This window comes from Lichenibacterium dinghuense (genome assembly GCF_021730615.1).
GTDB classification, from domain to species: Bacteria; Pseudomonadota; Alphaproteobacteria; order Rhizobiales; family Beijerinckiaceae; genus Lichenihabitans; species Lichenihabitans dinghuensis.
Genome location: NZ_JAJLMN010000001.1, coordinates 3,410,323 through 3,434,223 on the forward strand (window position 1 = coordinate 3,410,323; position 23,901 = coordinate 3,434,223).

Below are 23,901 nucleotides of genomic sequence, written 5' to 3' on the forward strand. Positions count from 1 at the left end.
GCGTCGGGAGACCAGAGTGCAGCGAAAAGGAGTCATCGGCATCGCAGCCGTCACAGCGGTTCTGCTGCTGGTCGCCGGCTATGCCTGGCATGCCGGGCTTCTGCCGAACGTGTTCGGCGGGGGCGACGGCGAGGCCCAGGCGGCCCCTAAGCCCGTGCCGGTGCACGTGTTGGCACTCCAGGAGCGCGCGGTGCCGGTGTCCTTCGATTATACGGCCACCGTGGTGTCGCCGCAGATCGCCGAGTTGAAGCCCCGCGTCACGGGGGCGGTGCTGGAGCGCGGCTTCGCGCCGGGAAGCCGGGTCGCGAAGGGCGACCTTTTGTTCCAGATCGACCCGCGCCCCTTCGAGGCGGCGCTGGCCGAGGCGCAGGGCCAGCAGGCGCAGGCGCAGGCCAGCCTCGACTTCGCGTCGGCCGAGGTCGAGCGCTTCGCGCCCCTGGCCAAGAAGGGCTTCGCGTCGGACGAGCGCATCGAGCAGGTGACGCGGGACCGCGATACGGCGGCGGGCCAGCTCCGCCAGGACGAGGCCAACGTGGCGCGCCAGAAGCTCAACATCGACTACGCGGCCGTGCGTGCGCCCTTCACTGGCCAGGCGGGCCTGACCGACGTCAATGTCGGCGACCTCGCCAATGCCGACCAGACCCAGCTCGTGTCGCTGGCCCAGACCGACCCCATCCAGGTCCAGGTGGCCTTGTCGGCCTCAGACGTGGACGCGCTGCGCTCCGCCATGGCGGAGGGGCGCAAGCCGGATGTGCAACTCCTCGGCGCCGACGGGCAGCCCAGCGGCAAGACGGCGACGGTCGAACAGTTCGACAACGCCTTCAACCCGCGCACCTCGCGCCTGAACGTGCGCGCCGGTCTGCCCAACCCCGACGGGTCGCTCGTGCCGGGCCAGTTCCTGCGGATCCGGCTCACGGTCGGAACCCGGCAGCGCCTGCTCGTGCCGACGAAGGCGCTGTCGGCGGAGCTGAACCAGCAGATCGTCTATGCGGTGAAGGACGGCGTCGCCCACCCGCAGCCGGTGGAGACCGGGGAAGCCTACGGCGATGACACGGCGGTGCTGGACGGGCTGCACCCCGGCATGAGCATCGCGGTCGACAACCTCCAGAAGCTCAAGGCCGGAACGAAGGTCGACGCGACGCCCGAAGCCGAAACCACGGCGACCAGGTGACGGCTCGACGGAAGCGGGGCGGCCCGGCGGACGTACCGCCGAGCTGTCCGTACAGCCTCGTCGGAACATCGGCCATGTCGACCGGGCCTACGGGGTCGCGACGACAAGGCAGTTCGGCGATCCCATACCGTGCATTGGCCGGCGCCGTAGAGGGATCGCGGGCCCGCAACTGCGATCTGGAGCGCTACGTCACAGACGGCTCTGCCGATGGGCGACTTGGCGCCGCCCATAGTCGCTGCACCCGGACCGCCTCGCGGGCGGAACCGGGATCAGGGTCAGATCGATCCAGTGTTCTGGTCTGGCACCGAGATCGAGAAGCAGCATGACTCCGACGCGCTACCGCCCCCCGTTCGACTTCGGCCTCGGCGGAGTCGCGATCGGCAACGAGTTCGAGTTCGCCACCGACGAGCAGGCCGAGGCGACGCTCGCCGCCGCTTGGGACGCCGGCGTGCGCTACTTCGACGTTTCGCCCTGGTATGGGCTCGGCCTCGCCGAGCGCCGCTTCGGGCGCTTCCTGTCGCGCAAGCCCCGCAGCGAGTTCATCATCTCGTCCAAGGTCGGCAAGCTTTTGCGGGCGAGCCGGACCAACGAGGCCAAGCGCTTCTTCCCCTTCACGACCTCGCCCAACACGCCGCACTTCGACTACACGGCAGACGGCGTGCTGCGCTCGGTCGAGGACAGCCTGCAGCGGCTCGGCCTCGACCGCCTTGATATCGTGTTCGTCCACGACTTGTCCCCCGACAACGGCTACCTGCCCGACGACTGGGAAGCACTGTGGCCGGACGCGGAGAAGGGGGCGTTCCCGGCGCTGACGCGCTTGCGCGAGGAGGGCGTGATCGACGGCTGGGGGATGGGCGTGAACAGGCCGGAGCCGATCCTGCGCTGCCTCGAACGCGCAGACAGCGACGTCCACCTCCTGGCGAGCCAATACTCGCTCATCGACCACGCCAACGCGGTCGAGCAGGTGCTGCCGGCAGCGCGCGAGAAGGGCGTCAGCTTCGTCATCGGCTCTGCGCTGAACGCGGGCTTCCTCGGCGGCGAGCCACGCTACAACTACGGCGAGGGGAACAGCGTCATTCCGGCCGAGAAGCGCGACAAGCTGGCTCGCCTGCGCGCCATCGCCGGCGACCACGGCGTCGACCTCGTCGCCGCGGCGCTCCAATTCAGCCTCGCGCCCGACGAGGCATCCGCGCTGATCGTGGGAACTGCCAAGCCGTTCCACATCCTAGCCGATCAAGCTGCCCTGCGCGCGAAGATCCCGCCCGCGTTCTGGGACGAATTGCGCTTCCGGGGCGTCCTGCATCCGGACGCGTCGGTGCCGTCGTGAAATCGTTCCGGTCGGCGTCGTGGTTCTGCCGACTTTCGGTGAAAGCTCTTCCTCCGGCGCCCGACAGTCGTGACGCTCGTCGCACATCCCGGCATCGAGACGCGGGCCATGCATCGTATACAGAGCCCGCGCCGAGTTTAGAGTTGCTGGCTTCTGAAGCCCGCGATCCCGGGTCGCAGGCATGAGGTCATGCTCTCGCGCGAGGCGCTCTGCCTCGTGCCCGACCTCACGCCAAGGTCCGTCGCGTTCACCGATTGCTGAACCACGGTAGGAGGCGATCGGAGAAGGCCAATACGCATGTGTACTCCTCCGATCCGGCGATCATCCCGAGGATGTGTTCACATCGTCAGCGATGATGACGATACCGACGATGATGGTAGCCCGGAAGGTGGTGCCGGCGAGGCAACCCGAGCACGCCGCGCGCGCCGCCGACGACACCACCGACTGCGCCACCGACGACACCGCCGACGACGCCGCCAACCGGCCCAGCCGCGTTACGTCCAGCAGCAGCGCCATTCTGTGCGCCGCCCACGATGCCCTGCGCCCAGGTCGTGGCAGGGACCATCAACGGTATGGTCAGAGCAGCGACCATAGCGATCCTGATGTTCATGATTCAGTGCTCCTTTCAGCGACGGGATTGAAGTCGCCCTTGCTCGGACGCCTCAGGTTGGAATGGGCTATGTGCGTTCGCATGACCTCGGCATCACGAGCATCGATGGCGTAGCCCGTCATAGCCCAGATATGTCCCTGTCGCCGGATTGTATGACCTGAATCGACGCTCACAATATGCGACTGAACTATTGGCCCGTGCCGCCGACGCTACAGCCCCCCCGATGATCGCACCGGCCGCGAGACCCGCGACTCCGGCGCCAACACCGTAGCCGCCGTACCCGAAGCGACGACCGTAGACCCCACGCCCACCATAAAAACGGGGACGACCAAAACCGCGATGGAAGCCGAAGCCTCGGTGGAAGCCGAAGCCTCGGTGGTGGAATCCGCCGAAGCCGCGATGGAAGCCGCCGCCGTGGAAGGCGCCGAAGTGCCGAAAAGCGACGTCCTGCACGGTCCCAGCATGCATAAGCGACATGGGCATGGTCCTTGGGGCTGTGTCGATCGGGAGCGCGGAGGCTGGCGCAGCCATCGATAAAGACAGGAACGAAGCGGCGAGCGCCGTCAAAGTGAGCTTTCGCAAAATCGTCATCCTCCTGATGTGGCCAGCTAACCAGCGAATGGTCGGTCAGGCATGTTCCGCGTCTCGACGCGACATCACTGAAGATCGTTCCATGCCTGATCCGATGCTCAAGATAGAACTATCTCGGGGGCGCCCAGCAGCGCGGAGCAGAACGATTAACATTCATCCATCCTCGAAACTCTTTCGGATGAAATGCGTAACTCCTGCCTCTCTCGCACACGACGCTCGCGTCGGTGCTGAGTTTGACAGGAGCAAAGCATGACGACGATGACCAAGGGCCTGCGCGCCCTGACCCTCGCCACCGCCCTCGCGATGGGGACGGCGTCGGTGGCCTACGCGGCCGATCCGATGGTGGGCGGCGCGCCGATGATGGCCAGCAAGAACATCGTCCAGAACGCCTCGCAGGCGAAGAACCTGACCACGCTGGTCGCCGCCGTGAAGGAAGCCGGGCTCGTCGACACGCTGGAGGGCCCCGGCCCGTTCACGGTGTTCGCGCCCACCAACGCGGCCTTTGACAAGCTGCCCAAGGCCACGGTCGAGGCGCTGATGAAGCCCGACATGAAGGCCGACCTAAAGAAGGTGCTGACCTACCACGTTGTGGCAGGCAAGGTGGACGCGGCCGAACTCGCCAAGGACATCAAGGCGGGCGGCGGCACCTACAACATGAAGACGGTCGAGGGCGGCACGTTGACGGCCAAGATGGACGGCGACAGGATCGCCCTCATCGACGAGAAGGGCGGCGGCGCCTTTGTCGAGACGCCGGACGTGTACCAGTCGAACGGCGTCGTGCACGTCATCGACAGCGTGCTGATGCCGAAGTGACGTCGCGGTCTAGCTGAGACCTGGACGCGCCGGGCTGCCGCAAGGTGACCTGGCGCGTCGCTCCGTTCTTTCAAAGGCGAATGGACATCACTATGCTGACCGGCAAACAGCTCAGGGAGGCCCGCGTCCTGTTGGGCCTTCCGCGGTCCAAGCTCGCCGAGCGCCTGCACATCCCGTCCCTGACGGTCAAGATCGCTGAAGCGAGCGACGGCGAGTGCCCCGTCACGCTCGCCCGGGCGCAGCAGATCCAGGACTACTTGAAGCGGCAGGGCATCGAGTTCCTGCCAGTCGGCAGCGAGCCGGCCGTGCGCCTGACCGGCACGTTCGCCCCCGCCTGATCGACGGCCGACGCCATGCGCGGCTGTTCTGTAAGCTTGGCTGGCCGTCAGTTAAGATCGGCCTGTCCGAGAGCTGAAGAGACACCCACCGGCGCGCATACACCAGAGTGTCCCGACGTCGTTCACCTCGCGATGCGAGCACCCAGGCCTCGGGTCAAAGCTCGATGCGCGTCCCCATCTCGACCACACGGGGCGCCGGGATGAGGAAATAGTCCGAGGCGGTCGCCGAGTTGTGCGTCAGGAACCCGAACAGCGCCTCCTGCCACGGCGACAGGTCCGGGCGCACCGACGGCACGGGCGTTTCCCGGCCGATGAAGAACGAGGCCTCGTCCGGGTCGAAGCCGACCTGCCCTCGATGGGCCCTCAGGGCCGACATGGCATCGGGCTTCTCGGCAAAGCCGAAAGTCAGCGTCACGATCGAGAACCCGGCCGTCCTCGACTCGATGGCGACGCGGCCGTCGTCTGGCACCCTCGGCACGCGCTCCGTCACGACCTTGAGCAGGACGACCTGCCGATGGACGACGCCGTTGTGCCTGACGTTGAGGGCGAGCGCGGCCGGCACGATCTCGGACTGCTTGGTCAGGTAGACGGCCGTCCCCCGCATCCGCAGGGGTGCATCCGGCCGTCCCAGGCTGGCGATGAAGGCGGGAAGCCGGGCGGCGTCCTTGTCACGTCGGGTCAAGACGGCCTGCCGTCCCTTTCGCCACACCAGCATCACCGTGAGCGTCGCCGTTCCGACCAGGATGGGAAACCAGCCCCCGGCCGGTATCTTGTGCACGTTCGCCGACACGAAGGCCACGTCGAGCAGCAGGACAGCGCCAGCGACCGGATAGACGAGCGATGCGGGCCAGCGCCACAGCCCGATGGCCACCGTGGTCACCAGGAGCGTCGTGGCCAGCATGTCGCCCGCGACCGCGATGCCGTAGGCATTGGCCAGGGCGTCGGAGGACCGGAAGCCGAACACCAGACCCAGGACCACGACGGCGAGCAGCCAGTTGATCTGTGGCACGTAGACCTGACCGGCAGACTCGTCCGACGTCTGCCGCACTTCGAGGCGCGGCACGGCGCCGAGCTGGATCGCCTGCTGCACGAGGGCGAAGGCGCCGGACAGCACGGCCTGACTGGCGATGATGGTCGCGGCGGTCGTGAGAAGGAGCGCCGGGATCAGGAGCCGTCCCGGGAACAGCAGGAAGAACGGGTTCGCCGCAGCGGCGGGGTCGGCCAGGACTGAGGCGCCCTGGCCGAGATAGTTCAGGACCAGGGCGGGCATGACCAGGGCGAACCAGTTGACGCGGATGGGGGCCCTGCCGAAATGCCCCATGTCGGCGTAGAGGGCCTCTCCGCCGGTGAGGGCCAGGAACACCGACCCGAGGACCAGGAACGAGGTGGCGCCGCCCGCGTGGCCGACGTAGGCCACGGCGTAGCGGGGATCGAGGGCCCACAACACCGCCGGATGGCGCAGCAGGTGGAACAGCCCGGAGAGGGCGAGCACGGCGAACCACGCCGCCATGACCGGCCCGAACAGGAAACCGACCGCACCGCTGCCTCGCCTCTGGATCGCAAACAGCGCGACGAGGATCGCCGCCGCGATCGGGACGACGTAGGGCGTGACCGAGGGGAGCACGATCTCCAATCCCTCGACCGCGCTCAGCACCGAGATGGCCGGCGTGATCATGGCGTCGCCGAAGAACAGCGACGCCCCAGCCAAGCCGACGACGAGCAGGACGGCCTGGAGCCGACCTGCCACAGGCAGGGCGAGCGAGAGCAGCGACATCGTCCCGCCCTCGCCCCCGTTGTCGGCCCGCATGACGAAGACGACGTACTTCACGGCGACGATCAGGAAGATGGCCCAGAACATCATCGACAGGACGCCGAGCACGGTCGCCTCGGTGGAGGCGTCCCCGGCGGCCTTCAACGACTCGCGGAACGCATAGATCGGGCTGGTCCCAATGTCGCCGAAGACGACGCCCAACGCCCCGAGAAGAAGCGCCGCCCGGGCGGGATGTGCCGCGACCGCGGGGGTCGACGTCGCCGCAACCGAGCCGTCCATGAGCGAGCCTCGTCCGTCCTCGGTGACGGCACCGAAACCCACGTCCATCAAAGATCCCGACGGTCCTCGCGATATGAGGCACTTCGGATGGCCGGGGTCAACGCGGGCGACGTCGCAGCCCGGATGGCCGCGATCGTTGCGCTTCGCCTTCGGACGACACCATCGCCGCCCCGGCCCCGCGCCCTCACGTCCCCACGGTGCGGCGCGCCAGCCATCCCAGGGTGGATCCCTGCACGGCGATGCTGAACAGCACCACGGCGTAGGTCGCGACCAAGATGATGGACTTTGACGGGCCGTCCGGGACCGCCAGGGACAGGGCGACCGAGATCCCGCCCCGGACGCCAGCCCAGGTCAGGAACGGCACGTTGCGGGCCGAGAAGTGCCCGCTCCGCGCGAACACCGCGACGGGGACGGCCAGCGCCAGGCCGCGCGCCGCGATCACGAGCGGCACGGCCAACAGGGCCAGGGCGACGTCGCCGCGGTCGAAGGCGACGAGCAGAACCTCCAGGCCGATCAGCAGGAACAGCACGGAATTCAGCACCTCGTCGATGAGCGTCCACAGCGCGAGGACGTATCTCTTCGTGGTGTCGCTCATCGCCAAGCGCAGGCCCCGGTCGCCGATGAGTAGCCCCGCCGCGACCATCGCCAGGGGGCCGCTGACGTGTATCGCCTCGGCCACCGCGTAGGTAGCCGTGACCAGCGCCAGTGTGATCAGGACCTCGACGGGATAATCGTCGATGGCCCGCATGGCGCGGTAGGCCACATAGCCGGCCGCCGTCCCGAGCAACAGGCCGCCGCCGGCTTCGAGCAGCAGCAGCTCCGCGATGGCCGTTGGCGTCGTCTCGGCCGCGGGCGCGCCGGTGGCGTAGCGCAACAGCACGGTGAAGATCACGATGCCGACGCCGTCGTTGAACAGCGACTCGCCCTGGAGCTGCACTTCCAGCTTCGCGGGAATGCTCACCGTCTTCAGCGTGCTCATCACGGCCACGGGATCTGTGGGGCTGATCAGCGCCCCGAACACCAGCGCCCAGATCAGCGGGAGCGGGTGGTCGAGTTGACGGGCGATCACCCAGAAGCCGCAACCGACGACGGCCGTGGAGATCGCGGTTCCGACGATCGCCAGCACGACGACCGGGACGGCGTGGCTTCGCAGCTTGCCGACATCGACGTGGAGGGCGCCGGCGAAGATCAGGAAGGCCAGCATACCGTCCATCACCACGGCGCTGAAGTCGATCTGGTGCAGGACTCGGCCCAGCGCCCCGGACGCGCGGTGGCCGGGCACGACGGCGTCGACAGCGACGAGCACCAGCGAGGCCGCGACACCCATCAGCAGGAGACCGATGGCATGAGGCAGGAGATCGACCTTGCGGTTCAGCCAGCCGAACACGGCCGACAGGGTGAGGAGGATCGCAGACAGATTGAGGATGGACATCAGAGCCTCACCCCGTTCCGGGCCGTGGACGAGCCGAAGGATGGGCCGTCACGATCAGAGCACGTCCGCGAAGGCGCGGAACTGCGCCTCGCAGTCGATCAGGCCCGCGGGATCGCTCACCCCCTCGCGGGCCACCGCTATCGCGAGGTCGGCGTGGCGCCGTAGGGTGGCGCGCCGGTCTACGAGGCGCTCGACTTCGGCGATGCGGCAGAGCACCTCCAGGAGCCGGATCAGCACGTAGGCCGAGCCCGAGCCGTTCTGCCGGACCGTGTGGAACATGCCGTCGCAGAGCCCGTCGTAGCTCACCACGTCGAGCATGAGCACGACGCGGCCGCCGCGCTCCACGGCGCCGCGCGGCAGGTGGCGGGGCGCGATGCGGCACAAAGCATCGGCGAAGCGGTCGACCACGCTCCCCGCCGTGAACGGATCGTTGATGCCCGGCGACAGCGCCCGTACGGCGATCTCGTTGAGCTGCCGCACCGGATATTCGAGGTCCTGCAAGGCGGCCTGCCGTCGGCCGAAGGTCATCGCCTTGTCGAAGACGTCGCGCGTCTCGTCGACCGCCGCCGACACGGTCGCGACCGGCGCGCCGAGCGGCACGAAGGCGCCGGGGCGCACCCGCAGGACAATCGTCACCCCATGCTGGTGAGCCCAGTCGGCCAGGATTTCGCTGTCTACGGCCTGCAGAAATCCGCTGCCCGACACCGTCACAGCCTCGCCAGTCACAGGGTCGGCGGGTGGCATGAGGTCGGCGGCGTCGAGCGTCTTGCCCGCGATGGCCTCGACGAGGTCCTGGTGGACGACGTCCACCACCGTCTCGACGTTGATGGATGTCGCGATGTGGTGGACGTACCAGACCAGCGTGCCGATGCAGACCAGCGCCAGTGCCATGGCGCCCGTCACGCCGACATGGGGCACGAACTTGCCCTCGTCCACCGTGCGTACCGTGCGTAGCACGGTCAGGGCATAGGCGAAGGTGCCGAGAAAAATGCCTAGCAGGTCGCTGAAAAAGGTCGACGTTCAGCCCCTGAGCTTCATCCGGCGTCGTTTTTGGCGGGTGGACGATGGAAAGCGTGAGGGTCGGTCTTTTTGCTGTCCGCTCCTTTGCCGCCGCGACGGGGCTGGCGCTCGTCGCGACGGGACAGGGCCCCATGTCACGCCACCTCACGCCACCGCTGGTTCGGCCAGCAGCTTTGGCAGGCGTATGAGGTTGCAGGCCGCGGCCGAGACGGCGAAGGCCATGTCGACCCGCTCGCGGCCGCGCATCCGGATGCGGCGCAGCAGCCCGAACTCCTTGCCCCAGCCGAACCCCTCCTCGATGCGCTTGCGGATGCGCTGGCTCACGGCGTAGCCGGGGTGACGCGTCGTGCGCCCGTCGACGGCCGAGCGGCGCTTGGCCGTGTTGCGGGCGATGTGCGGCGTGACGTTCATGCTCCGCAGCTCGTTGACGAAGTCCTCGGCGTCATACCCTTGTCGGCCCCGAGCGTGATGCGGCCCGGCCGATCGGCGCGTTTCTCGATCATGGCGAGGGCCGCGGTGCGCTCGGCGTGGCCGTTGGCCTCGGTCACGCAGCCGTCCACGATCAGCCCATGGCGGTTCTCCATCAGCGCATGCCCCATGAAGCACAGCCCGGCTTCCCGGCCCCGTCCCTTGCGGTAAAGCCGCGCCTCGGGATCCGTGACGCTCCGATGCGTGTCGTTGCTCAGGCGCTCCCCGTGGAAGTCCGCCTCGGCATTGCGTCCACCGCGTCCACCGCGCCCGCCCGCGGGCGGCTCGGCAGAAGCGGGCGGGTTCGGCGGCGTGTCGCCGTGCCTGGGCCTGAAGCTCTTCATCGAGGCCCAGGCCTGGATCAGCGTGCCGTCCACGCTGAAGTGGTCCTGCGACAGCAGCCGCTTCACCCGCGGGATGGCCAGCACCGCACTCAGGAACGCCGCCGCCACGCTGCCGTCGAGCAGGCGGTCGCGGTTCTTGGAGAAGGTCGAGGCGTCCCACACGGGATCGTCGATGCCCAAGCCCACGAACCAGCGGAACAGAAGGTTGAAGTCGAGCTGCTCCATCAGCTGGCGCTCGGACCGCACCGAATAGAAGACCTGCAGCAGCATCGCCCGCAGCAGCTGCTCGGGCGGGATCGAGGGACGGCCGATCTCCGAGTAGATCTCGCCGAAGCGCCCGTCGAGCGACGCCAGAGCTTCGTTCACCAAAGCCCGGATCGTACGCAGGGGATGATCCGAACGGACCCGCTGCTCCAGGTCCACGTAGGAAAACAGCGAGCCGCTCCGGCTGTCCTGTCCGCGCACTCGATACTCCCCCCATGAGCAAGGCGGAGTGAATCACGAACTGGCCAGACCCCGAAGCCTTTTTCAGCGGCCTGCTAGGGCGACTTGGTTGCGCACGTCGCGCACGAAGTTGCGCAGAAGCCTGGGCCCCATCTGCCCTGACGCGAGGGACAGGGCCGCGATGGTGATGGAGAAGATAGTGCCGGCTACACCGATGCTCGACGACGCCACGGCGGACAACAGGCTGCGCGCGCCTTCCCCGCCGCCCGAGTAGCCCCAGGAGCCCGACGACGGATCGGAGCCCGCCGTGTCGTGATCGTACCAGGTGGCAACGAGCGCGAGTCCGATGCAGAGCACCACGACAAGAGCCGGTCGGAGCCAGAACTGGTCGCCCAGGTCCTCGATCCAGGCGCGGACGCGCGTGTTGCCGCCGAAGTCGGCGATCCACGCCCGGAAACGGCCGATCACGATGATGGGTCCGCGGCATCGAAGGTGTCCCGCGCCTCAGAGCCGCGGACGCGCATGCCGCGCTCGATGCGGAGCTTGGGCATCCCCACGATGTCGTAGGTCGCCGAGGCGATGCCGATCCCCGCCTCGTCGAGCTTGCCGATGATATGGCGCGTCATGGCGTCCTTGGCGCCGCGGATCTGATGCGTGCCGACGATGAACCGGACCGTCAGCTCCATCCAGTTGTCGGTGATGCGCCAGTAGACGCGCGGATGAAGTTCAATCGGCTCGACCCCGAAGGTGCGCTGGAGGTGCTCCTTCGCGCCAGTCGCCATGGTGTCGGGGTCGGTCGCGTGGAGGCGTGCCGCCTCGATCAGCGTGCGTTCGACGTAGGCACGGTCCGCCTGGTAGGTGATGGGGATCATCATCTCCTCCCAGATGAAGGGGAAGTCCCGGCTGTAGTTGTAGACCGGCTCGGAGAAGATCTGGCTGTTCGACACCGTAACGATGCGGCCTGTGAACTGGCGGCTTTTCACCCACATGGCGGGGTCCGAGCCCTGCACGGACGGGGGCTGGCCCATCTCCATGATGGTGGTCTGGATGAAGCCGAGCCGCATCACGTCGCCGCGCACGCCGCCCATCGAGATCCGGTCGCCGACCGTGAAGGTGTTGCCGCGCAGGATCACGAGGTAGCCGGCCAGCGAGGTTATGACCTGCTGCAGCGCGAAGGCGACGCCGGCCGACACGAGGCCGAAAGCCGTGGCGAGGCGCGTCGGGTCGTTGAACCAGATCGACAGCAGGCCCAGCACCAGCACCACGGCGGCGAGCAGGCTGATGCCCTGGCGCGACCAGAAGCGGAGCTGGGTCGTGGCGTCGAAGGACCTCCCGGCGACTCGGCCGACCAGCGCCCTGAGCCCGATCCGCACCGCCACCACGACCGCGATGAACACGAGCGACAGCACGAGCTTGCGCCCGTTCTCCGCGTTCACCCCGACCCAGTCGATCCCGAACAGATGCATCCAGCGTCTCCGATGGAGACGCCGCATCGAGGGCAGCAGCACCCGGGGGGTAGAGGTCCACTCGTCCGGCTCGCTCCGAGCCGTTCAACCGTCGGCACGGTGGAAAGTTCGTGAGGGCGCCGTCCGTCCGGCCGTGCGCGGCGGGTGGGGCTCAATAGAGGGTGCCTACATAAAGCCTCGCGGCTCTTGGCGAATGCCACCGGGACCGCCAGGGCCGAGGTCACGGGGGGCTCAGGGCATGCCGCGCGTCGAGCAGCGGCGTCACCGGAATCTCCACCGTGCCGCGATCGGGCCGCTGCAGGTCCAGGGTCACGGTGATCACGCAGGCGAGCAGCAGGGCCATGATGGTGGCAGACACGCGTCGGCTCACCTCCGCGGCGCCGGCGCCATGGCCCGCGAAACCCATGGCGACGAGGGCGGTGCCGATCAGGATGGAATAGACCGTCATGGGGACGTGGTTGCGCAGGGCCGTGACGCGCCGCTCGGTGGCATCGTCGAGCGACTGCAGCACGGACGTCATGCTGTGGACGGCGAGCAACGCGGGCGCGTCCCGCGCCGCCTCGGCGAGATGTCCCCACAGCCGGGTCGACACGTCGGCCATGTCGGCTACGTCGGCTTCGAATCTGACCGGGTCGTAGGGGACGCCGAGCCCGACGGCGAGGTCGGCCTCGCGTCGCAGGTCGTGCAGCATCGGAAGCCCGGCGTCGCCCGGGAGCAGGGATGCGACACGCGCGGCGTCGCGCAGCGCGTTCGCCTGTTCCAGCACGACGGTGCGGCGCATGTCGTATCGCGTCAGCGCCATCGAATAGGTGAAAGCGATCAGCAGGGCCAGGAGCGCGAAGGCGGCGGTGGCGAGCGTGGCAGCCTCCTTGTCGCGGTGTCGACCCCGCCCGAAGCGAGCGCCGAGCCGATGGCCGACCTCGCTGGCCAGGATGAGCGCGCCGAACAGCAGGGCGAGCAGCGACGCGAGGCTGAGCGCCTGGATGGCTTGGAAAACCACGGAGAGGCCTCGGATGTCGCGGGACGGCTAAGCCGAGGCTTTGGCACAGCGCTCAAGATATGGCGAGCGGCGGCTTCGCCTGCGTCTCGGGGCCGACAGGGGCAGCGCACCTCTATAGCGGCCCCGAGATCGCCCTCCCGAACGCGTCGGTCAGGCTTTCACGACGTCACGCGCGCCGCGTTCCAGGCGCAGCACCGCGTCGACGTGGCAGAGGGCCTGCGGCCGGTGGGTGACCAGCAGCGTCGTGCGGCCCACCATCAGGCGGTCGAGGGCGAGGAGCACGGCGCGCTCCGAGGCGGCGTCGAGCCCCTCGGTGGGCTCGTCCAGGACGAGGATCGGGGCGTCCTTCAGAAGCGCCCGCGCGATGGCGATCCGAAGGTCCGCGCCACGGTGGAGCGCGTCGACAAAGTGCTCAGGCTCAACGGCCTCGTGCATCGCTTCATCCCGGAGAAGACGCCGGGCCGGCCCGACCAGCCGATGGGCGACTGCGAGGGCGCGTTCCTGATGTGCACCATGTGGCTCGCCGAGGCGTGGCAGATATTGGGCGAGCCCGAGAAGGCGAAGCGGGCGCTGGAGTGCGCCGAGGCCTGCCGCGGCACGAACCGGCTGTTCTCCGAAGCCGGCGACGCACGCCACTCGCCGGGCCTGCTTGGCAACATGCCCCTCCTCTTCACCGAGGCGGCCTACGCGCGGGCCGCCATGGCCGTCGGGTGAAGGTCCTGCCGTTCTCGCCTTCCCCGTGGCGATAAGCGGGACGCCCAAGGAGGGACAGTTTCAAGCGTCGTCGTCTGTGGAGATGCCTCTACGAGGGTCTGGATGTCTGGGTGACAGGTCCAACAGGATGTGCCGGTAAGGCATCATGCAACTGATGAGCGAGACGAGGCATAAGAACCATCCGTAGCCTGATCGTCTGCTTCAGAGCACGGCGACATGCACGCGGAACGGCAAAGTTGGGTCGAGTTCGGTCGGTATCGGGAATACGGCCTGCACGAGCCAGCCCGCACGCGCATCGTTCACGGCCCAGGACGTGCATGATAAGTTGGCCGTTCCGAGCAGCAGGAAGGGGCTGGAGATCTCATGGCCGAGCCGATGATCGATGACCGGGTAGTTTCCATCGATGTCGTCGAGATGACGGTCGACCAGGTGCAGGCGGCGTTCGCGGCTGGCGTCGCGGACGCGGTGTCCCTGACACAGGCGTTCCTGGAACGTATCGCGACCTGGGACCCGCACTACACAGCCATCGTCTTCTTAAACCCCGAAGCGCTCGACGCCGCGCGCGCCAGCGACCGGCGGCGGGCCGCGGGGCAGACCCTGGGCCCACTCGATGGTGTTCCCGTGGTGGTGAAAGACCCGATGGACATGGTCGGTTTCCCGACCACGGCCGGCTGGCGCCTCCTGCATGCCGCGAGTGGCGGGGTGGACCTCATGCCCGCCACGGACAGCCCGGTCGTCGCCCGCATGAAGGCGGCCGGTGCCGTGATCCTGGGCAAGACGAACGTGCCGGTGCTCAGCCACACCGGCAGCCACGCCAACGACAGCTGGGCCGGACCGACGTACAACGCGGCCGGGCGCGAGTTCCTGCCCGGAGGCAGCAGCGCCGGCACCGCCACCGCAGTCGCCGCCAGCATGGCCGTGCTGGGCCTCGCCGAGGAGACCGGCGGCTCGATCCAGAACCCGGCCTCGGCGCAGGGCTTGGTCGGCATCAAGCCGACGTTCGCGTTGGTGCCCAACGCGGGCGTCATGCCGCTCTCCTCCAACCGCGATGTCGTGGGACCGATCTCGCGTTGCGTGAGGGATGCGGCTCTCTGCCTCGACGTGCTCGCGGGCTACACCGCCGAAGATCCCAAGACCGTGGCGGGCATCGGCCACCGTCCCGCCGGAGGCTACGCGTCGAAGCTTCATGCCGATGCCCTGCAGGGCAAGCGCCTCGGCCTCTACGGCCCAGGCTGGCGCGATCAGCCCCTGTCGCCGGAGGCCGACGAACTCTACCGGCGCGCCCGGGACGAGATGGAGCGGCTCGGCGCCGTGCTGGTCGACGATCCCTTCGCCGGCTCGGGCTTCGCCTCCCTGCGCGAGCCGACCCCACCCCTCGCGAACTTCGACGCACGCGGCCTCGAATCCGTGCCCCACGACCTTCAAAATTACTTGGAACGCCTCGGGCCCGACGCAGCCTTGCGGAGCTTCGCCGACTTCGCCCTCGCCACCGCGTCCGAGGACGCCTTCGCCCCGTCCGGCGTCCTCGGCTTCATGCCGAACCTGCCGCAGTTCGGCCCATGCTTGGCCGACCCATCCCGCCCGCCGGACCTGTCGGAGTTCACGGCGCTGAAGGAGCGCTACCTCGCGATCTTCGGCGAGGTCTGGACAGGCCAGAGATTGGACGGCTTGGTGTTCCCTCAGATGCGTGAGCAGCTGCCGCCCTTGCACGGCAGCGGCACCATCCAGGAGACCACGGTCGGGGAGATCAACATCGCGGGCCTGCCGGGAGTGACGGTGCCGGCCGGCTTCTACGCCTCCGGCGCGCCGTTCAACCTGATCTTCGTCGGCCCGATGTGGAGCGAGGCCGACCTTCTGGCGCTCGCCTTCGCCTACGAGGCTGGCACGCGCCACCGCCGGCCCCCGACCCTCCGGGTCGGATGAGGCAGGCTAGGGATCGGAGACACATCGACGCGATGGACGCCTACCGGATCACCTCGGAACCCTACTATCGCGCTACCGGCGGGGAGGTCGAACTCTTCGAGGCCGCCTATCGCGACCGCCTCCCCGTGATGCTCAAGGGGCCGACGGGCTGCGGCAAGACCCGCTTCGTCGAGCACATGGCCTGGAAGATCGGCGTGCCGTTGGTGACGGTGGCGGCCCACGAGGACATGACCGCCGCCGACTTGGCCGGACGCTTCCTGCTCGCCCCCGAGGGGACCGTGTGGCACGACGGGCCGCTGACGCTGGCTGTCCGCCGGGGTGCCATCTGTTACCTCGACGAGATCGTCGAGGCGCGCCAAGACACCACCGTGGTGATCCACCCCCTGACGGATGCGCGGCGTGTGCTGCCCCTCGACAAGCGCAACGAGATCGTCGCGGCCCATCCCGACTTCCAGCTCACCATCTCGTACAACCCGGGTTACCAGAGCGCGGTCAAGGACCTCAAGGAATCGACGAAGCAGCGCTTCGTGGCGATCGAGTTCTCATACCCCTCTCCGTCGGTCGAGGCCGAGATCGTCGCTCGCGAGTCCGGCGCCGCGCCGGAACTCGCTGCACTGCTCGTGTCGGTCGGAGAACGCTCTCGCAACCTGCGCGGCCACGGCCTCGACGAGGGCGCCTCGACCCGCATGCTGATCCACGCGGCCCGGCTCGCCGGGGCCGGCATCCCGCTGCCGGCCGCATTGCGGTCGGGCGTCGTCCTGCCCATCACGGACGATCCCGACGTGCGGGAGGCCCTGACGGCCGCGGTGGCGGCCTGCCTGCCGTGAACGTTCCAGCCACCGCCGCCCGCCGGTCGCGCGGCAGCGTCATCGAAGCCTCGGCGGCGCGGCTCGACGCTATGGCGCGGGCGCGTCCCGTCCTGCTCGCCCCCTGGCGGGCCGCGGCGGGCCGCCACGCGTGTGCGCCGCCGGCGGAGCGCGACGCCTTCGCGGAGGCCGTGCTGCGCCTCGCCAACGTCAACGCCGGCGCCGCCGCGCTAATGGCGGCGCTGCGCCTCGCCGCGACGACGGCCCCCGGGGCGCTCCCCCGTGCGACGGGCGCGGCGCTCGCCGCGGCAGACCTGTGCCGCAAAGCCGGGGCGGCGGCGACCCAAGCCGCCTTCAACGCGCGCCTCGACCTCGCGCCGCGTCTGGCGAACTGGACGGCCGCCGACGAGGCCGCATGGTGGCGCGGCCTCGTCCGTCTCTCGCGCGAGGCGCCGGACTGCGTCCCCGCCCTGGCTGCCGCGAGCGGCGCCGTGCTCGACGGCTGCGGGGCGGCGAATTTTGAGGGTTTCGTGGCCGCCGGACTCCGCTCGGGCACCGACCGCGGTGCACGCCTCTCCTTCTTCGCCCTCCGCTCGCCCGAGGCGCGCCGCGTGCTCGACCGGCTCGGGGGCGCCGTCACCCTGTCGCGCCTGGGCCCGCAGCTGAAGGCCTACGCGACGGCGCTCTGGGGGAGGCCGTTCCCCATCAAGGAGCTGCCGCCCGCCGCCGACATGCCCGCGAGCGCGCGGCGCGCGGCCGTGTCCTCCGGCATCGTGCTCGTGCCGGACGTCTTCCGCGGCGTGCCCCGCGCGGCGGCCTCGGACCTGTACCGGGCCACCGTCGCCCACGCGACGGCGCATCTGGCGCTCGGGGCCGTGCCCTTCGACCCCGGGCACCTGAAGCCCGTGCAGGTGGCGCTCGTCGGGCTCGTCGAGGACGCGCGGGTCGAGGCCCTGGCGATGCGGCGGCTGCCCGGCCTGCGAGCGCTGTGGGCGCCGTTCCACACCGTCGAGCCCTCGCACCTGAAGACCGCGCCGGCGATCCTGGCCCGGGTGGCCCGCGCCCTGTTCGACCCCGAGCATGCCGACGACGACGGCGTCGTGGCCAAGGCACGCGCGCTCTTCGGCGCGGAGCCCGACCTCGCCGACCCCGGCCTGTCACGGCGCATCGGCGGCTTGATCGGCAACGACATCGGCCAGATGCGCGTCCAGTTCGACGCCAAATCTCACGTCGTGGAGCCGCGCTACCGCGACGACAACCTCGGCCTCTGGGCTCTGCCGCCCCCGCCCCCCGACGCGGCGCTCCAGGGTGTCGACGTCGCCGTCCAGGCGGTCCGCATGGAGCACCGGCCCGACGGGGACGACGACGCGCCGCCGGACCCGGACGATCCCGAGCGGCGTGAAGGGGCGGCGGGCCGCGCCAGGCCGATCGCCCCGGACGCCCGGGGGATCGCGGTGGCGCGCACGCCCGAATGGGACCGGGCCGCCGGGCTGGAGCGGCCCGACTGGTGCACGATCCGCGAGGCGCCGCCCGCCCTCGGCGACCCCGCCGCGATCGACGACGCGCTCGCGCGGGACGTCGGCCTCGCGCGTCGCGTCGAGCGGCTGGTGCGCGAGGCCCGGGTGGGCCGGCCGACGCGCCTGCGACGTCAGCCGGACGGGCTCGACCTCGACATTGACGCCGCGATCGAGGCCGTGACGGCGCTCCGCGCGGGCGAGCTGCCCGAGGATCGCATCCACACCCGCAAGGTGCTCCGCGCGCGCGACCTGGCCGCGTTGGTGCTCGTCGACGTCTCCGAATCGACGCGCGACCGCGTGCCGGGTCTCGACGCGTCGGTGCTCGACGTCGAGACCCGCGCCGTTGCGGTCCTGGCCGACGCTATGGACCGGCTCGGCGACCGCCTCGCGCTGCGGGCCTTCGCGTCGGACGGGCGCGACGCCGTGCGGTTGACCCGGATCAAGGACTTCGACGGCGCCTTCGACGGTGCGGCCAAGGCGCGCCTTGCCGGCCTCGCGCCCGGCCACTCGACGCGGCTCGGGGCGGCGTTGCGCCATGCAGGGGCCGAGCTCGCGGCGATCGCCGCGACGCGGCGCCTCGTCCTGGTGCTGACCGACGGCGCGCCTTCCGACGTCGACGTGCCGGACCCGGCCGACCTCGTCGAGGACGCGCGCCGGGCCGTGCTGTCGCTGCGCGGCCGGGGCGTCGACGTCTTCGGTATCACCCTCGACCCATCGGGCCAGGGTGCGGGCGCGTCGGTGTTCGGCCGGGCCAACCACATGCCCGTGCGCCGCATCGAAGACCTGCCCGCCCGTCTCTCGGACCTCTACTTCAGGATCGCGCGCCGCTGAGCCGTCGCCGGGTCAGCGGCGACGGCCGGACGGTTCGGCACCGAAGGTCGCCGCGAAGGCAGCAGCGTGAGCGTCGTCGAGGGCGCGCGCCAGGACCCCTCCCTGCTTGGCCAGGATCCGGATCCCCAGCCCGGCGCCGTTGGGCAGCGGCGAGGCGCCCGCCAGCGCGCCGAGGGCGTCGAGCCGTGCCTCGACCGCTGCGGGATCGAGCCGACCCGCCGCGGCCCCGAGGACGAGGACGGAGCCGAAGGCCGCGTGCGGGCCCAGGACGGACCCGGGTCCGAAAAGGGCCGTCCCGTCCAATTCGCACGCGTCGTCGACCAGCAGGGACCCATCCTCCGACAGGACCCTGCACCGGGTGGACAGGCGCCGGGGCGGCGAGCCCCGGCCGGCGGGATCGTGTGTGGCGAAGCCGTCGGCCACGACGACGGTCGCGGTCGGCGCCAGGACGATCTCCGTGGCGACCGAAAGCTGCGCTTCCGGGAATAGGACGTAGGGATCCGTCGTGACCGAGAGCATGGCGCCGTCCCGGGCCTCGATCCGATTGGCGACGACCGACCCGTCGCCGCGGGCGGAGTGCACCACGGTCGCCGCCTGGCTGGTCACGTGCGCGGCCGCGCCGGCGTTCGCCGTGACGACAAGGTCGAGCCGGTCGCCGCCGAACAGGCCGCCGGAGGCGGACTGGAGCACGAGGGTGGCCAGGTCGGGCCTCCCCGCCCCGAGATGGTGGGGCCGCGTGGCGTGGAATGGGTAGGGAACCCTCTGGCGCGCCAGGAACGTCCGGCCTCCGCCGACCGCGAAGCCGAGCTCGGCCCGGCTCGTGCGGCCCGGATGCACGGACCGGGTGTCGGGTCGCCGCAGCACGTCAGGCCGTGAACAGGACGGCGCGCTGGATCGCGTCCGCCACGGCCTCGACGGCCTCACCGCGGCGCAGGCTGGTGGCGATGATGGGGCGACCGCCGCGCACCTGCTCGGCCTCCGACAGCATGCGCGGCAGGTCTACCCCGACGTGGGGCGCGAGGTCGGTCTTGTTGACGACGAGGAGGTCGCTTCGCAGGATCCCGGGGCCGCGCTTGCGAGGGATGTCGTCTCCGCCGGCGACGTCGATGACGAAAATCCACCAGTCCACGAGGTCGAGCGAGAAGGTCGAGGCGAGGTTGTCGCCGCCCGACTCGAAGATGATCAACTCCACCCCCGGGAAGCGGGCCTCGAGCTCGTCCCCGGCCGCGATGTTGAGGGTCGGATCCTCCCGGATCACCGTGTGCGGGCAGGCACCGGCCTCCACGGCGGCGACGCGCTCGGGGTCGATGAGGCCCGAGCGGCGCAGGCGTTCCGCGTCCTCGTGAGTCACGAGGTCGTTCGTCACGACGGCGAGGTCGACGCCCCGCCCCGCCAAGACGGGGATAAGGCGCTCGATCAGGGCGGTCTTGCCGGAGCCGACGGGGCCACCGATCCCGATGCGGGCCGCGCTCATCCGCCTCACCTCAACATGTAGCGTTGCGCGAGCGGGAGCCGCTCCGCCGGGTCGCACGTGGCGAGGGTGCCGTCGACGAAGACCTCGAACGTCTGCGGGTCGACCCGTATGTCGGGACAGGCGTCGTTCCACAGCATGTCCGACTTGCGCAGCGAACGGGTGCCGCTCGCCGGCAGCAGGCCCTTGGTGAGCCCGAGCTTGCGGTCGAGCCCTCCCGCGATCGCAGCCGGGTGGACGAAGCAGGCCGAAAGGGCGGGCGCGGCGCGACCGAAGGCCCCCCACTGAGGCCGCATCAGCACCGGCTCGCAGGTCATCAGCGAGGCCGCGGAATCGCCCATGGCGCCCCAGGCGATGAAGCCGCCCTTGATGACGAGCTCCGGCTTGATGCCGAAGAAGGCCGGGCGCCACACGACGACGTCGGCCATCTTGCGGTCCTCGAGCGAACCGACGTGGTCGGCGATGCCGAAGGTGCGGGCGGCGTTGATCGTGTATTTGGCGACGTAGCGGCGGATGCGGGCATTGTCGCCGCGGCCGGGCCGCTCCTCGGGGAGGGGGCCGCGCTGGTCCTTCATCTTTGAGGCCAACTGCCACGTCCGGCAGATGACCTCGTGGATCCGACCCATGCCCTGGCTGTCCGATCCCAGCATCGAGATCGCGCCGATGTCGTGCAGCACGTCCTCGGCGGCGATCGTCTGCGGCCGGATGCGGCTCTCTGCGAAGGCCACGTCCTCCGGGATCGCCGGGTTGAGGTGATGGCACACCATCGTCATGTCGAGGTGCTCGTCGAACGTGTTCACCGTGTAGGGGTTGGTGGGGTTCGTCGACGACGGCAGGCAGTGCGCGAGCCCGGCGACCCGGATGATGTCGGGCGCGTGGCCGCCGCCGGCCCCCTCCGTGTGGTACATGTGGATGGTGCGGCCGCCGATGGCGGCCAGCGTGTCCTCCAGGAAGCCGCTCTCGTTCAGCGTGTCGGTGTGGATCTGCACCTGGAAGTCGAGCTCGTCCGCCACCTTGAGGCAGCAGTCGATGGCGGCCGGCATGGAGCCCCAGTCCTCGTGCAGCTTCAGCCCGAGGCACCCGGTCTCCATCTGCTCGTGCAGCGAGGCGGGCCGGTGGGAGTTGCCGCGGCCCAGGAAGCCGAAGTTCACCGGAAAGCCCTCGGCCGCCTGGAGCATCTTGCCAGTGTTGAACGGGCCGCCGGAGTCGATGCCGACCGTAATCGGCCCGAGCGAACCACCCAGCATCGTGGTGATGCCGCTCGATATGGCGTGGTCGCAGAGCCCGGCGGAGTCGAAATGGACGTGCACGTCGATGGCGCCGGCCGTCGCGATCAGCCCCTCGCAGTCCCGCACGGTGGTGCCCTGCGACACGATGAGGCGTGGGTCGACGCCGTCCATCACGGCGGGGTTGCCGGCCTTGCCGAAGCCGACGATGCGGCCGTCCTTGATCCCGAGGTCGCCCTTCACGACGCCCAGCACCGCGTCGATCGCCACGACGTTGCAGAGCAAGAGGTCGAGCGCGCCCCCCTGACTCGTCACCCCGGGCGCCATGCCGGCCCCGTCGCGCAGCGTCTTGCCGCCGCCGTGCAGGCACTCGTCGCCGTAGGCGGTGAAGTCCCTCTCGACGATGGCGACGAGCGAGGTGTCGCCAAGGCGGAAGCCGTCCCCGACCGTGGGACCGTAGAGCTCGGCGTAGTGGCGCCGCGTCATCCGCGCCATCGTCACGCCCCCTTGAAGCCGGCAGCGCGGGCGCGGGCCAGCGCCGCATCGCGGGCCGCATCGCCGTCGGTCACGCCTTCGGTCAAGCCGTGGAAGCCCGTCACCTCGCGCCGCCCGCCGTAGACGACCAGCGTCACGGCCTTCGACTGGCCGGGCTCGAAGCGGACCGCCGTGCCGGCCGGGATGTCGAGGCGCATGCCGAAGGCAGCGGCGCGGTCGAACGACATGGCCTTGTTGGCTTCGAAGAAGTGGTAGTGCGAGCCGATCTGCACGGGGCGGTCGCCCGTGTTGACGGCGTCGATCGTGACGGTCCGGCGCCCGGCATTCAGCTCGATATCGCCCTCGCCCACCACGAGCGCGCCGGGCTCCAGCGCGTCTGCCTCGCCGCCCTCGACCGGGCGCATGGGCTCGTGGACGGTGACGAGTTTCGTGCCGTCCGGGAACACCCCCTCGATCTGCAGGATCGGGGTCATCGCGGGGACGCCCGGCATGACATCCGCCGCGGTCAGGATGGTGGAGTCCCAGCCGATGAGGTCCGCCACGCTCCGCCCGTCTCGGGCACCCTCCAGGATCTCGTCCGTGATGAGGGCCACGGCCTCGGGGTGGTTCAGCCGCAGGCCGCGCGCGCGACGCTTGCGGGCGAGTTCCGCGGCCGTGAAGATCGTCAGTCTCTCCATCTCGGTCGGGGTGAGGAGCATCGCAAGGTCCGTCAGTTCGAGAAGAGGCGCAGCCCGGAGCGCGCGTGGCGCGTCGCCGCGACGTCGAGCCACGGCGTCGCGCTCGACAGCCGGAGTGGCGGGGGATCGTCGGCCTCGCGTGCGAGGTCGGCGGCGAGGTCGAGGCTGTCGCCCAGCGCGCCCTGGGCATCGATGGCGCCCAGCCAGCCGAGCCTGACGGCCGCGTTGGCGAGGCCTGCCGCGACCGTGTAGGCGGAGGCGGCCACGGCCGCCCGCGCGTCGAGCCCGCACCGGCGCCACACCCACCCCTGCACCACCGGCAGGTGCCCCAGCGCACGGCCGGCCGCGACCGCCGCCTTGAGCTCGGCGGCCTCGGGCGTGGCCAGCCGTCCGTGGGCGATCAGCAGCGCCCTGCCGTTGCGACGGGACCCGACGCGGAAGGCCTCCGTAGGCGTGGCGGCCTCCACGGCGCGGTCGACGATGGCGATGCGGTCGAGGTCCTCCGCCGCGAAGGCGTGGAGCAGGGCCACCCGGTCGACCGTCGCCCAGCGATGGCGCAGGGCCGCGTCCATCACCGCGGAAAGGCCAGCGCGGTCGAGCGGGCCGGCGAGGGCCGCGACCCCTTCGAGGCCGTTCGAGAAGGCGAAGCCGCCGCTCGGGAAGGCGGAGTCGCCTTGCCAGAGCGCCGCCAGGATCGCTCGCAAGGCCTCAGCCACCCCCTTCGAGCACCGAGGCGCTGACGCGTCGCTCGGTGACCAGCGATCCGAGACGCTCCAGGTAGTCGTCCGCCGGGGCCTCGAGCGCGACGAGCATCGCCTCGCCGCCGAAGCGCACCCGCCAGTGCAGGTTGCCCGCGTGATGCCCGAGTTCGAGGGCGTCGGCGATGGAGCGGGGCTGGAGGCGCAGCCAGTGCTGCGTATCCACGCGGACCACCAACGCCCCATCGTCGTCGAGCCTCAGCACGGCACCGTCGTAGAGCGCCGCGTCGCGCGAGAGGGCGACGGCGACGTCCTTTCCCCCCGCCGAGGTGGCGCGGAAGCGGCGTCGGGCGAGTTCGCCGGGCGGCAGCGTCAGGACGTCGACGCGGCCGTGGTGCTCGAGGTGGTGCAGCCGGTCGGCCAGCGCGGGATCCAGGCGGCTGCCGAGGACGCTTTCGATGAGGATCAT

The 23,901-nt window shown here is 70.1% G+C and carries 23 protein-coding genes and 2 pseudogenes; 9 read left to right on the forward strand and 16 right to left on the reverse strand.

Going from position 1 to position 23,901, the window contains the following annotated elements:
• Nucleotides 1-16 precede the first annotated feature (16 nt).
• Together L7N97_RS16265 and L7N97_RS16270 are read left to right on the forward strand one after the other, a co-directional pair.
• Nucleotides 17-1,171 (forward strand): efflux RND transporter periplasmic adaptor subunit, encoded by a 1,155-nt coding sequence (locus tag L7N97_RS16265; RefSeq protein WP_237479352.1) that lies wholly within the window; start codon nt 17-19, stop codon nt 1,169-1,171.
• Between the two features lie 322 nt (nt 1,172-1,493).
• Nucleotides 1,494-2,498 (forward strand): aldo/keto reductase, encoded by a 1,005-nt coding sequence (locus L7N97_RS16270; protein ID WP_237479353.1) that lies wholly within the window; start codon nt 1,494-1,496, stop codon nt 2,496-2,498.
• Between the two features lie 321 nt (nt 2,499-2,819).
• Here the strand turns inward: L7N97_RS16270 and L7N97_RS16275 are convergent, their stop codons facing one another.
• Together L7N97_RS16275 and L7N97_RS30305 are read right to left on the reverse strand one after the other, a co-directional pair.
• Nucleotides 2,820-3,014 (reverse strand): hypothetical protein, encoded by a 195-nt coding sequence (locus L7N97_RS16275; RefSeq protein WP_237479354.1) that lies wholly within the window; start codon nt 3,012-3,014, stop codon nt 2,820-2,822.
• Between the two features lie 187 nt (nt 3,015-3,201).
• On the reverse strand, nt 3,202-3,336 hold the full coding sequence (locus tag L7N97_RS30305; protein ID WP_309242867.1) for a BA14K family protein: 135 nt from the start codon (nt 3,334-3,336) through the stop codon (nt 3,202-3,204).
• Between the two features lie 111 nt (nt 3,337-3,447).
• Between L7N97_RS30305 and L7N97_RS30310 the strand changes: the two genes are divergently transcribed.
• The 3 genes from L7N97_RS30310 (at nt 3,448) to L7N97_RS16290 (ending at nt 4,850) form a co-directional block, all read left to right on the forward strand.
• On the forward strand, nt 3,448-3,645 hold the full coding sequence (locus L7N97_RS30310) for a hypothetical protein (RefSeq protein ID WP_309242875.1): 198 nt from the start codon (nt 3,448-3,450) through the stop codon (nt 3,643-3,645).
• Nucleotides 3,646-3,957: 312 nt separating this feature from the next.
• Nucleotides 3,958-4,512 carry a fasciclin domain-containing protein gene (locus L7N97_RS16285; protein ID WP_237482271.1) on the forward strand — a complete coding sequence of 185 codons (555 nt, stop codon included), beginning with the start codon at nt 3,958-3,960 and terminating at the stop codon, nt 4,510-4,512.
• Nucleotides 4,513-4,604: 92 nt separating this feature from the next.
• A complete protein-coding gene (locus L7N97_RS16290) occupies nt 4,605-4,850 on the forward strand; it encodes a helix-turn-helix domain-containing protein (RefSeq protein WP_237479355.1) in 246 nt (81 codons plus the stop codon).
• Nucleotides 4,851-5,004: 154 nt separating this feature from the next.
• On the opposite strand, the gene L7N97_RS16295 is transcribed toward L7N97_RS16290, so the two are convergent.
• The 8 genes and pseudogenes from L7N97_RS16295 to L7N97_RS16330 form a co-directional block, all read right to left on the reverse strand.
• Nucleotides 5,005-6,900, reverse strand: a complete 1,896-nt coding sequence (locus L7N97_RS16295; RefSeq protein ID WP_428981059.1) for a potassium transporter Kup — start codon at nt 6,898-6,900, stop codon at nt 5,005-5,007.
• 184 nt (nt 6,901-7,084) lie between these two features.
• Nucleotides 7,085-8,335, reverse strand: coding sequence for a cation:proton antiporter (locus tag L7N97_RS16300; RefSeq protein ID WP_237482273.1), 1,251 nt, complete (start codon nt 8,333-8,335; stop codon nt 7,085-7,087).
• Nucleotides 8,336-8,386: 51 nt separating this feature from the next.
• Entirely contained in the window at nt 8,387-9,331 is a 945-nt protein-coding gene (locus L7N97_RS16305) for a DUF2254 domain-containing protein (RefSeq protein ID WP_309242868.1), read from the reverse strand.
• Nucleotides 9,332-9,496: 165 nt separating this feature from the next.
• Nucleotides 9,497-10,629 (reverse strand): annotated as a pseudogene (locus tag L7N97_RS16310) (IS5 family transposase).
• Nucleotides 10,630-10,704: 75 nt separating this feature from the next.
• Nucleotides 10,705-11,052 (reverse strand): annotated as a pseudogene (locus L7N97_RS16315) (DUF2254 family protein); the annotation flags it as partial.
• Between the two features lie 20 nt (nt 11,053-11,072).
• A complete protein-coding gene (locus tag L7N97_RS16320; RefSeq protein ID WP_237479357.1) occupies nt 11,073-12,074 on the reverse strand; it encodes a mechanosensitive ion channel family protein in 1,002 nt (333 codons plus the stop codon).
• A gap of 220 nt (nt 12,075-12,294) precedes the next feature.
• Nucleotides 12,295-13,074, reverse strand: coding sequence for a bestrophin-like domain (locus tag L7N97_RS16325; protein WP_237479358.1), 780 nt, complete (start codon nt 13,072-13,074; stop codon nt 12,295-12,297).
• Between the two features lie 150 nt (nt 13,075-13,224).
• On the reverse strand, nt 13,225-13,509 hold the full coding sequence (locus L7N97_RS16330) for a P-loop NTPase family protein (RefSeq protein WP_305069275.1): 285 nt from the start codon (nt 13,507-13,509) through the stop codon (nt 13,225-13,227).
• Here L7N97_RS16330 and L7N97_RS16335 point away from each other — a divergent pair.
• From L7N97_RS16335 to L7N97_RS30315, 4 genes are all read left to right on the forward strand, one after another.
• Nucleotides 13,504-13,788, forward strand: a complete 285-nt coding sequence (locus L7N97_RS16335) for a hypothetical protein (RefSeq protein ID WP_237479359.1) — start codon at nt 13,504-13,506, stop codon at nt 13,786-13,788. The genes L7N97_RS16330 and L7N97_RS16335 overlap by 6 nt on opposite strands.
• 363 nt (nt 13,789-14,151) lie before the next feature.
• Complete coding sequence (locus tag L7N97_RS16340; protein ID WP_237479360.1) at nt 14,152-15,711, forward strand: amidase; 1,560 nt, start codon at nt 14,152-14,154, stop codon at nt 15,709-15,711.
• A gap of 32 nt (nt 15,712-15,743) precedes the next feature.
• On the forward strand, nt 15,744-16,538 hold the full coding sequence (locus L7N97_RS16345) for a CbbQ/NirQ/NorQ/GpvN family protein (protein ID WP_237479361.1): 795 nt from the start codon (nt 15,744-15,746) through the stop codon (nt 16,536-16,538).
• Complete coding sequence (locus L7N97_RS30315) at nt 16,535-18,865, forward strand: nitric oxide reductase activation protein NorD (RefSeq protein WP_237479362.1); 2,331 nt, start codon at nt 16,535-16,537, stop codon at nt 18,863-18,865. Before L7N97_RS16345 ends, L7N97_RS30315 begins: the two co-directional genes overlap by 4 nt.
• Before the next feature lie 12 nt (nt 18,866-18,877).
• Here the strand turns inward: L7N97_RS30315 and L7N97_RS16355 are convergent, their stop codons facing one another.
• The 6 genes from L7N97_RS16355 to ureE are packed head-to-tail and all read right to left on the reverse strand — an operon-like array spanning nt 18,878 to nt 23,901.
• Complete coding sequence (locus tag L7N97_RS16355) at nt 18,878-19,702, reverse strand: urease accessory protein UreD (protein ID WP_237479363.1); 825 nt, start codon at nt 19,700-19,702, stop codon at nt 18,878-18,880.
• A 28-nt stretch (nt 19,703-19,730) separates the two neighbouring features.
• On the reverse strand, nt 19,731-20,339 hold the full coding sequence (ureG, locus tag L7N97_RS16360) for an urease accessory protein UreG (RefSeq protein ID WP_237479364.1): 609 nt from the start codon (nt 20,337-20,339) through the stop codon (nt 19,731-19,733).
• Between the two features lie 5 nt (nt 20,340-20,344).
• Nucleotides 20,345-22,057: an urease subunit alpha gene (gene ureC, locus L7N97_RS16365; RefSeq protein WP_237479365.1), complete on the reverse strand. Its 1,713-nt coding sequence runs from the start codon at nt 22,055-22,057 to the stop codon at nt 20,345-20,347.
• A gap of 2 nt (nt 22,058-22,059) precedes the next feature.
• Complete coding sequence (locus tag L7N97_RS16370; RefSeq protein ID WP_237479366.1) at nt 22,060-22,755, reverse strand: urease subunit beta; 696 nt, start codon at nt 22,753-22,755, stop codon at nt 22,060-22,062.
• Nucleotides 22,756-22,766: 11 nt separating this feature from the next.
• Nucleotides 22,767-23,438, reverse strand: coding sequence for an urease accessory protein UreF (locus tag L7N97_RS16375; RefSeq protein ID WP_237479367.1), 672 nt, complete (start codon nt 23,436-23,438; stop codon nt 22,767-22,769).
• A 4-nt stretch (nt 23,439-23,442) separates the two neighbouring features.
• A complete protein-coding gene (ureE, locus tag L7N97_RS16380; RefSeq protein WP_237479368.1) occupies nt 23,443-23,901 on the reverse strand; it encodes an urease accessory protein UreE in 459 nt (152 codons plus the stop codon).

Bases quoted from the DNA above. Each gene is read 5' to 3' on its own strand.
- L7N97_RS16330 (WP_305069275.1), bottom strand. From the start codon at position 13,509: ATGCACGAGGCCGTTGAGCCTGAGCACTTTGTCGACGCGCTCCACCGT.
- L7N97_RS16345 (WP_237479361.1), top strand. From the start codon at position 15,744: ATGGACGCCTACCGGATCACCTCGGAACCCTACTATCGCGCTACCGGC.
- L7N97_RS16270 (WP_237479353.1), top strand. From the start codon at position 1,494: ATGACTCCGACGCGCTACCGCCCCCCGTTCGACTTCGGCCTCGGCGGA.
- L7N97_RS16285 (WP_237482271.1), top strand. From the start codon at position 3,958: ATGACCAAGGGCCTGCGCGCCCTGACCCTCGCCACCGCCCTCGCGATG.
- L7N97_RS16290 (WP_237479355.1), top strand. From the start codon at position 4,605: ATGCTGACCGGCAAACAGCTCAGGGAGGCCCGCGTCCTGTTGGGCCTT.
- ureE (WP_237479368.1), bottom strand. From the start codon at position 23,901: ATGATCCTCATCGAAAGCGTCCTCGGCAGCCGCCTGGATCCCGCGCTG.
- L7N97_RS16295 (WP_428981059.1), bottom strand. From the start codon at position 6,900: ATGGACGGCTCGGTTGCGGCGACGTCGACCCCCGCGGTCGCGGCACAT.
- L7N97_RS16370 (WP_237479366.1), bottom strand. From the start codon at position 22,755: ATGCTCCTCACCCCGACCGAGATGGAGAGACTGACGATCTTCACGGCC.
- L7N97_RS16275 (WP_237479354.1), bottom strand. From the start codon at position 3,014: ATGGCGCTGCTGCTGGACGTAACGCGGCTGGGCCGGTTGGCGGCGTCG.
- L7N97_RS16340 (WP_237479360.1), top strand. From the start codon at position 14,152: ATGGCCGAGCCGATGATCGATGACCGGGTAGTTTCCATCGATGTCGTC.
- ureG (WP_237479364.1), bottom strand. From the start codon at position 20,339: ATGAGCGCGGCCCGCATCGGGATCGGTGGCCCCGTCGGCTCCGGCAAG.
- L7N97_RS16320 (WP_237479357.1), bottom strand. From the start codon at position 12,074: ATGCATCTGTTCGGGATCGACTGGGTCGGGGTGAACGCGGAGAACGGG.
- L7N97_RS30310 (WP_309242875.1), top strand. From the start codon at position 3,448: ATGGAAGCCGAAGCCTCGGTGGAAGCCGAAGCCTCGGTGGTGGAATCC.
- ureC (WP_237479365.1), bottom strand. From the start codon at position 22,057: ATGGCGCGGATGACGCGGCGCCACTACGCCGAGCTCTACGGTCCCACG.